Genomic DNA, 7944 nt, shown 5'->3' with positions numbered 1-7944 from the left:
TACGACCGAGTGGATTCGAACCACCGACCCCCACCATGTCAAGGTGGTGCTCTAACCAGCTGAGCTACGGTCGTACTATGTTCTCTCAGAGAACGAGGAGCATATTAGCGATTGATGATCCCTCGTGCAAGCCTTTGAGCAGGCTTTTTTAAGTTATGGTGACTGTTTGCTTATGCTTTGAGCGCGGCGGATTAATTTTCACCGTAATTGGGAGTAAAAGTGTGATTTCAATCACTTTAATTCAATGGGGACGCTCAGCGAATAGTTATGGATACAGTTAAGCCAGCATGTCATAGCAGTGACGAATGCTGGCTTAACTGTGATATTACCCAATAAAAAGATACTTAACTGACTGTGGCCTTTTCCGTATGCTCCAGCGTTGCGAATAGGTCGATGAACGATTGGCTGAGCTTATGATTAGGCAATAAGTGAATTAATGGCTGTTGGTGGTAATGGGATTCTTTCATTTTAATCGACAACGGCAGGTAAGGCTCCAGAATAGGTAAACCGATGTCCTTCAGATCTTCAATGATTTTTGCCGGAAACTTCGCTTGTGAATTGAACATATTGACAATAACACCTTCAACCTCAAGTTTGGGGTTATGGTCGTCGCGTAGTTCCGACACATTGTTGAGCAAGGTCATTAGAGCTTGCTGTGAAAAGCTGTCGCAGTCAAATGGGATCAATAGCTTATGAGCACCAATTAAGGCGGCCTTACTGAAAAAATTCAAATTTGGTGGCGTATCAATATAAATACGATCATATTCCTTTTCCAATTCGTCTAGGGCATCACGCAGCTTGTATATTTTGTAGCGACGTTCCAGCTCAGATTCGATTTTTTCCAACTTTGGACTGGATGGAATTATATCTAAATTTTCGAAGGAAGTAGGTTGCGGATAGGATTTGATCGGCGTTGAAACAGAGAACCATCCGACGGTTTGGTTGAGCAATTCAGCAATATTTTTGTCGTTGTCGGCATTGATATCAAAACCGAGGTAATGGCTACTATTTCCCTGAACATCTAAGTCGATCAGCAGTGTTTTATAGCCTTTAGCGGCACTGATGGCAGCGAGGTTGGCTGAAATGCTGGATTTTCCCACCCCACCTTTTTGATTGAAGACAACACGACGCATAATGCTTAAACCTACCTTGGTAACAATTTGGAAAAAGAATACATTAGCCTAATATGAGCTGCAATGCTTATTGTAGCAACTCATGATCAGGCGGTAACAGTCGAGAAATCCACAATATGAGCTTATGTTTCATGTTCGGACCATCTACTTTGTCTTCAGGAAGCGGTGTGATTTGCTTGAATTCAACCAGTAAGCGGTAAACACATTCGACTTTATCTTTCGATGAAACAGACTTGTCTAGATCATCAAACCCTTGTTTTTTAGCAAAGGACATGCCTAGCTCTAGTGCTTTTTTCAAAAGCTTTGGGTCGTTTTTGTTTTTCTTCATGTTAGGCTCCTTCAGATATTTATCGTTTCATCTTAGAGCCTGTTGACTTGCATTTATAGCAATACAGGACATTTCTTTGCACTAAGTCTGTGAATTTCAGTAAAGAGCACAAACTAACGAACGCCGATTTTGATGTTGCAGCGTTTGAACGTTCGTTTCCAGAATTCAACATGTTGAAGCGTCGCCAGTCTAAAGTGTTCGTGTAAACTGCTGCCGAGGTATTGCTCATAATATAAAGTTAATGTGCTGCTCTCAGAGGGGGCGGGGGAGAGAAGCTTGATCAAGGCGGGCGAAATTTGTCTGTACTGGGAATCAAGTTCAGCAAGATACGGTTGAATTTCGTTGATGAAGAACGTGTAGAAAACATTGCTCATGTATTCAGCTTTTTGCTGGTTACGGTTTGGTCCACAGATGAGTGTTGTTTCATTCTGTTCGAGCATGCCGGTAATCGCTTCCAGCCACAATGTAGAGAGGTGCATTGAGTACATCAGTTGACCAAAATAATGGTGGGTGTGGAGTTGCTCTTGGTGATGTATCAGCCTATCAGCTTGTTTCTCTTCAATACTGGTATCTGCACGGATATGTTGTTGGATAAACGTTAAATAGTTAAACGCGCTCATGCTCTCATCGAACCCGTAGAAAGCATCATGTTCAAAGGGAGACCGGTGTATTGTTAGTTGCTGCCGCCACTCTTTTTCTGTGGTGAGCATATTCCAGAGGTAGTTACTAATTTGGGTTTGCTTCTGCAGCTTAAAACCTTCCAGTAGAGGGAGAACGTCTGAGTTTTCAGGCAGTACTTTTTGGCAGTGGTTTAGACCACTTAAGAGTATGAGTTCGTAGCGAAGTTGACGCGTTTTGTCCTGCACCTTGCCGAGGATAGAGTTACGCTCGGCAATTAAATGAAATAATCCACACTTCCTTAGCTCGTAAGCATCCAGTAGATCAATTCGAATATCTTCGATAGGCAGTAATAACTCGCGAGGCTCAGGAAAAGCGTTGAGATCACTGCCATTAATGTTAATGGTAACCGGTGAGGTATCAAGGACGTTGGCTAACCTGGTGGTATAGGTTTCGAAGCTTCGTATTGTGGTATTGGGTTCACATCCAACTAAAACAAGAATAAGCAGTACGAAAGCATAACGACAACATACTCGATGGGCCGGTTGCCAAAGGGATAAAAATAGAGATATGTGTGTAAATGTAAGCCGTGTCTGCATGCTAGCTAATCAGTACAAAGAGTATGATAAGTATACGCAGCAAAACAAAAAGGCGACCATAGACCGCCCTTAATTATTGAACTTGAAGTGCCTTATTGCTTATTGCAACGACATCTGAAGTTGTGCGTCTTTATCTTGTTTTTGCACCCAAAACATACGGGATGCAAGCATAATTGCTGCTGAGGTTAAGCCTACAATATTACCGATCCAGAAACCGTGTGGCCCCATGGGTTCAACAAGCCAATCCGTCATACCTAGTACATAGCCAATTGGCAGCCCTAGGATCCAGTAAGCAATAAATGTACGAATAAATATGGCACGCATATCCTTATAGCCTCTCAGTGCGCCCGCAGCAACAACTTGGATGGCATCTGTACATTGATAAATAGCTGCGAGGAACAACAACTGACCAGCAATGAAAATGACTTCGCTGTTATTGGTGTACATCTGGGCAATAGGTTCACGTAATACAATGGTCAGTACTGCTGTTAGAGCCGCGACACAAAATGCCACAATCAAACCGCAGCGGCTGGCGATTTTGGCTTCGGTGAAGTCTTGTCGTCCTAATAAATGACCGACTCGGATACTTAGTGCAGCCCCTAAACTCATAGGTATCATGAAAATCAGCGATGAAAAGTTACTGGCGACCTGGTGGGCGGCCACGATGGTTGAACCAAGTGGAGAGATCAGCAATGCGATAGCCGCGAAAAGAGAGACTTCAAAGAAAATTGAAGCAGCAACAGGAAAGCCCAAGCGGAATAAGCGAATAACAGCCTTGAATTCAGGTTTGTGCCGATGAGCGAAGATGCCGACATTACGTAACTTTTTGTTCAGTCGGATATACACCAGCATCGAGAAGAACATCAGCCAATAGACAATTGCGGTCGCGACACCACAGCCGACACCACCTAAAGCTGGGGCACCGAATTGACCATATACAAAAATCCAGTTAAGTGGAATATTGGCTGCAAGACCGATAAATCCGATCACCATGGCGGGCACGGTCATCGACACCCCTTCAGTGAAGCTCTTTAGGGTCTGGAAGAAAAGAAAGCCTGGTACCGCGAAAAGGACGGCAAAAAGGTAGCCATTGGTTTTTTCAGCCAAGGCTTCTTCAACGTCCATCATATCGATGAGGGTTCCCGCATTGTAGAGCACTAATATGATCGGAACAGAGATTAATGCGGCAAGTAAGAAGCCATGCTGAACCTCGAAAGGAATATTCTCACGTTTCCCTGATCCGTTCAGTGTCGCGACAATAGGTACAAGCGCAATAAGCAAGCCGACGCCGAATAGAATCGCGGGTAGCCAGATACTCGCAGCCACAGATACGGCGGCCATATCTGTGGCACTGACACCGCCAGCCATAACGGTATCAACGAACCCCATCGAGGTTTGTGCGACAGAAGCAATCAGTACGGGAATCGCAAGTTTGAGTAAATGGCGTGTTTCACGCCGGTAGTTATGCACAGATGCGCTCCAGAAAATAAGAGGGGAAACAACGCGGGAATTATAACGGTAAAGGGGACCGACACAATTCACATTGAATGAAAATATGTAAAATTATTACTTTATTCCTAAATTCATAAGGTTATGTCGGTGATTTTGCGCTTGCCCTGTTTGGCAAAGGATACATGTCAGGCGGTACTGGTGGTTGTTAGAGCATGAGTGCGCTCTTGATGACGGACAGTGCAATTTAGCTTACTTTTTACCAAGTTAGTTTACTGTTAACATGCTGAAGTTAGCTTACCAGCAGGAGTTGTTATGTTTACCGGAATTGTTCAGGGTACAGCCGAAGTTATAGCCATCAATAAAAAAGAAGCGTTTCAAACCCACATTGTTCGCTTGTTTGGCAAAATGCGAGAAGGTTTGGAAATTGGTGCATCTGTTGCCCATAACGGTTGTTGTCTGACCGTGACGCAATTGGAGGGAGACAACGTTTCTTTTGATTTGATGCAAGAAACGTTAGCGGTAACAAATCTTGGTGAACTCAGTGTTGGTGATAGTGTCAATATTGAGCGTGCAGCAAAGTTTGGTGATGAAATTGGTGGTCATTCAATGTCTGGACACATTAACGTTGTGACCCAAATTGTTGATATTGAAGTCTCGCCAAATAACACCACGATTTGGTTTGAAATCCCTAGGTCATTCAATAAATATATATTAAGAAAGGGGTATATTGGCTTGGACGGTTGTTCGTTAACTATTGGAACGGTGGAAGATAATCGTTTTTGTGTGCACTTAATTCCTGAAACATTAGAACGAACACTATTTGGTGTAAAGCAGGTAGGCGCTAAAGTAAATATTGAAATCGACCCGCAAACTCAAGCAATCGTCGACACAGTAGAAAGGGTGCTAGCTGAAAGAGGTCTAGGATAAATATTCCAAGATACAAGATATAAAAAAACGCCCCGTTCTAAAGAGAACCCCCCCGACTTATTAGTAGGGGGATTTTGTTGCTTGGTATTTATTTATTGCAATTTAACCGGAGAGGCAAATTTAGAATATTTGCTCATCATCGGCATCGACAAATAAATTGATAGTTTTGTGTAAGTCATCAACTTGCATATTGAGATGAATGGCGTGACAACAAGCTGGACAGTCATCATAAAACTCTTGGCTGCCAGCACTAGCGTCAAGGGTTATATGGATGTTGTGGCCGCAATGCGGGCAGGCTACCGTCTGCTCTGTAAAGTTATTCATTGTGTACTCCTTGCAAACTTACGACAAGAATGGGCATCCATGTTGCAATCATTCCTGTGAACGCGACAGGTTTAGTTCAATGATTTAACTTTAGCGTTAAGCATTCGTTTTCGCCTCAAATTAACTATAAAGTTTGAAGTGCTAGAAAATTATGGAAAATAACGAAGAGGTAACGATCCGATATCGAAAAAAGACTGGACGGATAAATTTATGTTTTTTTTGAAAAAATAAATATTAGGTCAGAACAGGTACATTTTTGGTAAGAGTCTGTTAGGTAAAAAGGTGCAAAAATTATAGTGGTTATATTTACGTCATTTTGAAAATGTGATGCATAAGCAACAATGCAATAAATTGCTTATTTACTTCGAGTAACGAGTTAAGTTTTCGGTCGATAACATTTCCTTTCCGCTTTTTCCTGAACTGAGCTCATGATGCGGCTCCGAACTCTGCCATTAGGCGTAATGTTTAAAGCTGGAGCAGGTGTCTGCATCCAGCTTTATATTATATTATATTTAGTGCGTAGTGCGGAAAGATGGTTATCTCAGCCCTAACTTTTCCATCATTTGCTCAGCTTGGGTGATATAGCTGCCACCAAACAAATTACAATGGTTGAGTACATGATACAGGTTGTAGAGTGTCTTACGTTCTTCATAACCATCATCTAACGGCCAGACTGACAGGTACCCTTCGTAGAAACTTGGTGGGAAGCCACCAAATAGTTCTGTCATAGCGATATCGCATTCACGATCTCCCCAGTAGCTGGCAGGATCAAAAATGATCGGTCCAGTAACGGTGAGGGCAGTATTGCCATGCCAAAGATCACCATGGAGCAATGAAGGTTTAGGTTGGTGATGGACAAGAAGATCGATCACTTTGCTGGTGATCGTGTCAATATTGCCAAAGTCGATGCCTTTTTCGGAGCAGAGTTGGAGCTGCCAGGCAATACGTTGTTCAGCAAAGAAGCGACACCATTTTCGGCACCATTGGTTGGGCTGTGGGGTTAATCCGATGTAGTTGTCGAGGTCAAATCCGTATTCCCCTTGTTCTCCCCAAGCGTGCATACGCGCCAGTTGTTCGCCAAGGGTATAAGCCGACTGATTATCAATGACTTTGGTCGGTAGATAATTGAGAACAATAAATGCCCGATCTTTACTTGCGCCAAGATGGACAAACTGCGGTACTTGAATGCAGTCCGTCTCGTTGAGCATCCTTAAGCTTTCTGCTTCTGTTTCGAAGGTAACAAGCCGCTCGCGGTCGTTAAGTTTGACGAAGTAACGTTCGTTACCGTCTCCGATGCAGTAGCATTCATTAATGTCACCGCCTTCAAGAGCTTCCTTTTCGCTGATTTTGAACGGTCTATCCAATACCTCAGAAAGTTGGTGAGAAATTGCTTGCCACATAGCATCCTCCACGACACATCAATATGCAGTTGGGCTCGTTGCCTCTTCAACATAGTAGTCTATTTATTGAACAAATAACTGGGTATTTATCAAGGTTTTAAAGATCGAGCCACAAATTCGGGCGCCAAAATCAAGGTTTAATTTTTCAACGACCTGATAAGACTCCTCTTTGTTGTATTTAGCTGATTCGTAAAAGGGCCTTGAAATGTATTTATCTTTTATTGAGTTGGAGATTCATCAAGCGCTTCCCCGGTATACATAAGGTACTCGATGCAAAGCGAATAGAATGCATTCGCCTGTGGTGAGATAGTCCGGTCGCTAAGGCGGAAAATACCTATATTTCGCTTGAGCGGTGGGTCGATAAGCGGTCGCCAGACAAGCTTGGTTTCGTTGGTCGGGAAGGCCAGCTTGGGCAAGGTAGTGATACCGATACCTAGCTCCAAGACTGAGAATAACGAAGTAATATTCTCTACAGAATAGAGTGCTTTTTCACTGAGTACCCGGGCTGGGGTGGGTTCTAACAGCGTACAGGTTCCATTGCGAATAAAAGGTTGTTTGAGCAAGGTTTCCCAACTGATCCCCTCTTCAGACTTCGCTAACGGGTTGTCTTGCAGGCAGACCACACCGAGTGGGTCTGAGAGCAGTGGAGTAAAAGAAATCGCTTTATCATCAAAATGCGAGCAATTTCCTAAGGCCAAATCCACTTCTCCCGCCAGTAGCCGGGCTTCGACACCAGCGGCATTATCATCTATCAAGCTGACTTCGACTTTGGGGTAGCGTTCACAAAATGTGGCCAAAACGCTGGGAATGAGTTTCGCAGCCACTGAAGGAACACATGCAATCCGTACTTTTCCTTGTTGGCCAGAGGCAATGGCTTTTAGATCATTATCAAGATCATTATAAATGTTGAGAAACTGGGTGATTTTAGGGTAGGAGATTTTACCGAATGGAGTGAGCTGAGCTTTATGACCGGTCTCAAACAGTGTTTGCCCCAATGTTCGCTCCAGCTCTTTAACTGAACTAGAAAGTGCCGCTTGCGACCTGTTTGCGCGTTTTGCAGCAGCGCGAAACCCGCCTTCTTCGACCACCATCACAAAATGGATCATTTGCTGAAGCTTAATTCCCATGCTCGCCTCCTTTTGAGCCCTGTAATCATCATGCCT

Annotated in this window: 8 protein-coding genes and 1 tRNA gene; 1 reads left to right on the top strand and 8 read right to left on the bottom strand. The window is 43.6% G+C overall.

Features of this window, described 5'->3' with window-relative positions; translation table 11 throughout:
- The 5 genes from ACVA53_RS05575 to ACVA53_RS05555 all read right to left on the bottom strand — a co-directional run bounded on the left by ACVA53_RS05575 (position 1) and on the right by ACVA53_RS05555 (position 4148).
- Positions 1 to 74, bottom strand: a tRNA-Val gene (locus ACVA53_RS05575).
- Between the two features lie 270 nt (positions 75 to 344).
- Entirely contained in the window at positions 345 to 1133 is a 789-nt protein-coding gene (locus ACVA53_RS05570) for a ParA family protein (protein ID WP_446504684.1), read from the bottom strand.
- A 67-nt stretch (positions 1134 to 1200) separates the two neighbouring features.
- A complete protein-coding gene (locus ACVA53_RS05565; protein WP_255041517.1) occupies positions 1201 to 1461 on the bottom strand; it encodes a DUF5062 family protein in 261 nt (86 codons plus the stop codon).
- A gap of 113 nt (positions 1462 to 1574) precedes the next feature.
- Positions 1575 to 2678: a DUF3080 domain-containing protein gene (locus tag ACVA53_RS05560; RefSeq protein ID WP_446504683.1), complete on the bottom strand. Its 1104-nt coding sequence runs from the start codon at positions 2676 to 2678 to the stop codon at positions 1575 to 1577.
- 99 nt (positions 2679 to 2777) lie between these two features.
- Entirely contained in the window at positions 2778 to 4148 is a 1371-nt protein-coding gene (locus tag ACVA53_RS05555) for an MATE family efflux transporter (protein ID WP_446504682.1), read from the bottom strand.
- 294 nt (positions 4149 to 4442) lie between these two features.
- Here ACVA53_RS05555 and ACVA53_RS05550 point away from each other — a divergent pair, with 294 nt between their 5' ends.
- Positions 4443 to 5057: a riboflavin synthase subunit alpha gene (locus ACVA53_RS05550; protein WP_446504681.1), complete on the top strand. Its 615-nt coding sequence runs from the start codon at positions 4443 to 4445 to the stop codon at positions 5055 to 5057.
- A 120-nt stretch (positions 5058 to 5177) separates the two neighbouring features.
- On the opposite strand, the gene ACVA53_RS05545 is transcribed toward ACVA53_RS05550, so the two are convergent.
- The 3 genes from ACVA53_RS05545 to ACVA53_RS05535 form a co-directional block, all read right to left on the bottom strand.
- Complete coding sequence (locus ACVA53_RS05545; protein ID WP_107348212.1) at positions 5178 to 5381, bottom strand: CPXCG motif-containing cysteine-rich protein; 204 nt, start codon at positions 5379 to 5381, stop codon at positions 5178 to 5180.
- 536 nt (positions 5382 to 5917) lie between these two features.
- The gene (locus ACVA53_RS05540; protein ID WP_255041524.1) at positions 5918 to 6781 is read right to left on the bottom strand and encodes a fructosamine kinase family protein; all 864 of its coding nucleotides are present in this window, start codon (positions 6779 to 6781) and stop codon (positions 5918 to 5920) included.
- Positions 6782 to 6999: 218 nt separating this feature from the next.
- Positions 7000 to 7908, bottom strand: a complete 909-nt coding sequence (locus ACVA53_RS05535; protein ID WP_446504680.1) for a LysR substrate-binding domain-containing protein — start codon at positions 7906 to 7908, stop codon at positions 7000 to 7002.
- Positions 7909 to 7944: the final 36 nt, after the last annotated feature.

Source organism: Photobacterium sp. DNB23_23_1 (assembly GCF_052873815.1).
Note: the sequence above shows the minus strand (reverse complement) of the source record. Positions and strands in the feature narration are given on the sequence as shown.